The 1,266-nt window shown below is 45.7% G+C and carries 2 protein-coding genes; both read right to left on the reverse strand.

Annotated features, from left to right (window positions below; genetic code table 11):
* Positions 1–38: 38 nt before the first annotated feature.
* Complete coding sequence (locus tag L6H70_RS28595) at positions 39–923, reverse strand: IS3 family transposase (protein ID WP_236337598.1); 885 nt, start codon at positions 921–923, stop codon at positions 39–41.
* Positions 878–1,189, reverse strand: coding sequence for a helix-turn-helix domain-containing protein (locus tag L6H70_RS28600; RefSeq protein ID WP_236337600.1), 312 nt, complete (start codon positions 1,187–1,189; stop codon positions 878–880). The genes L6H70_RS28595 and L6H70_RS28600 overlap by 46 nt, the downstream gene beginning before the upstream one ends.
* Positions 1,190–1,266: the final 77 nt, after the last annotated feature.

Here is a 1,266-nt window from a genome sequence, read left to right on the forward strand (position 1 = left end):
TGGTCAAGCCCCTGTTTTATAGACACTGAAAAAAGACCCTAGGCTATAAGCTGCTTCCGGTACTCTACCGGAGGCAGCTTATTTAGTCTTCGTTGCGGTCGATGTTCGTTATAAAATTGAATATAGGCTTCAATTCGCCTTTGTGCCTCATCCATATTTCGGATATCATAAGGGTAGAGCCCTTCCGTTTTGAGATGCGAGAAGAAGCTCTCCATGGAGGCATTGTCATAACAATTTCCTCGTCGAGACATGCTGATTCGGGCGCCAACCTTTGGCAGCATGTCGTGGTATGCATGAGACGTGTACTGGAATCCCTGGTCGCTGTGAACGATCAGTCCGGTCACGTCTTTTGTCTTGTTAAAGGCATTCTCAAAGGTCTGTAGAACCAGTGGATTGTCATTTTTCTGGCTCATGTGGTAGGCTACAATCTCATTATTAAACAAGTCTTTCACCGCGGAGAGGTAGATCCACGACTCTCCCACCCGGTATTGTGTAACATCTGTAACCCATTTTTGGTTTGGAGCATCTGCCTTGAAATCCCGTTTCAGTAGGTTTTTAGCGACACGCCCTTCGGTCGAAGAAGCGTAGTTACAGCGATGTTTTCGCCGAATTCGTGAGCGGATCCCTAGCACCTGCATAAGCCGAAGTACCTTCTTATGATTCATCCAGACCCCATGGTCCTGTAGTAAGAACAGTTGAAGCTGCCGGTAGCCGTGGACACCATTGTAGTGCTCATAGACCTTCTTCACGAGTTCCTTATCTTCTCGGTCCCGATCGAATGCTTTGCGCTTTAGAAAAGCGTAATATCCGCTTCTGGAGACTCCAAAAACTTTGCAAAGCTGAGTAACTGGATATTCATTTGCTACTCTCTCAATCGTTATATACCGCTGCGTTTCATCTCCTGCATCCAGATTTCCAAGCACTTTTTTAGCATCTCGTTCTCCCGCTTTAGCCTTTGGATCTGACTATCCTGATTCACATATTCCTTAGGGATTCCCCGCCCATCCATCAGTCCAAGCTCGCCAAGTTCCCGATATTTCCGCATCCATACTTTCAACCGGTGTCGGTCAGGAATGTTAAACTTCTCCATGATTCTGCGATAGGTCCATCCCTCTTTAACGTGTAGGCGTATAGCTTCAAGCTTTATCTCATATGAATACGTTGTGAACTTTTGTCCTTTTTTCACCATAAAAAATGCACCCCTTAGATTTCATCGGATAAACCAGGGGTTTATTCCAATGTCTATTCTAAGGGGTGCACTTCACA

Origin of the sequence: Paenibacillus auburnensis (assembly GCF_927798115.1) — a bacterium.
GTDB classification, from domain to species: domain Bacteria; phylum Bacillota; class Bacilli; order Paenibacillales; family Paenibacillaceae; genus Paenibacillus_AQ; species Paenibacillus_AQ auburnensis.

Bases quoted from the DNA above. Each gene is read 5' to 3' on its own strand.
- L6H70_RS28600 (WP_236337600.1), bottom strand. From the start codon at position 1,189: ATGGTGAAAAAAGGACAAAAGTTCACAACGTATTCATATGAGATAAAG.